Below are 611 nucleotides of genomic sequence, written 5' to 3' on the forward strand. Positions count from 1 at the left end.
GCTACTGCAAGCACTGCACCGCTGAATACGGGTGCTACGGCTTCAACTACTCAAGCTAACGCGACACAGCAAGTGAATGACGCTACTCAACCAAAAGCTGACAATGCTCAGGCAGACAGTGAGAACACATTAAATGGTGATCAAGCTGATAATGGCCAAAACGTGAAAGCTGATGCTGCTACTGCAAGCAATGCACCGCTGAATACGGGTGCTACGGCTTCAACTGCTCAACCTAACGCGACTCAGCAAGTGAATGACGCTACTCAACCAAAAGCTGACAATGCTCAGGTTGACAGTGAAAACTCACTAAATGGTGAACCAGCTGACAATGAGCAAAACGTGAAAGCTGATGCTGCTACTGCAAGCAATGCACCGCTGAATACGGGTGCTACGGCTTCAACTACTCAAGCTAACGCGACACAGCAAGTGAATGACGCTACTCAACCAAAAGCTGACAATGCTCAGGCAGACAGTGAGAACACATTAAATGGTGATCAAGCTGATAATGGCCAAAACGTGAAAGCTGATGCTGCTACTGCAAGCACTGCACCGCTGAATACGGGTGCTACGGCTTCAACTACTCAAGCTAACGCGACACAGCAAGTGAATGA

The 611-nt window shown here is 48.4% G+C and carries 1 protein-coding gene; it reads left to right on the forward strand.

The window, feature by feature from the left end; all coding sequences use genetic code 11:
- On the forward strand, positions 1 to 611 hold a 611-nt coding region (locus I6E85_RS20825; RefSeq protein WP_197237336.1), incomplete at both ends, for a hypothetical protein.

The organism is Pseudoalteromonas sp. NZS71, assembly GCF_015864715.1.
GTDB classification, from domain to species: Bacteria; Pseudomonadota; Gammaproteobacteria; order Enterobacterales; family Alteromonadaceae; genus Pseudoalteromonas; species Pseudoalteromonas arctica.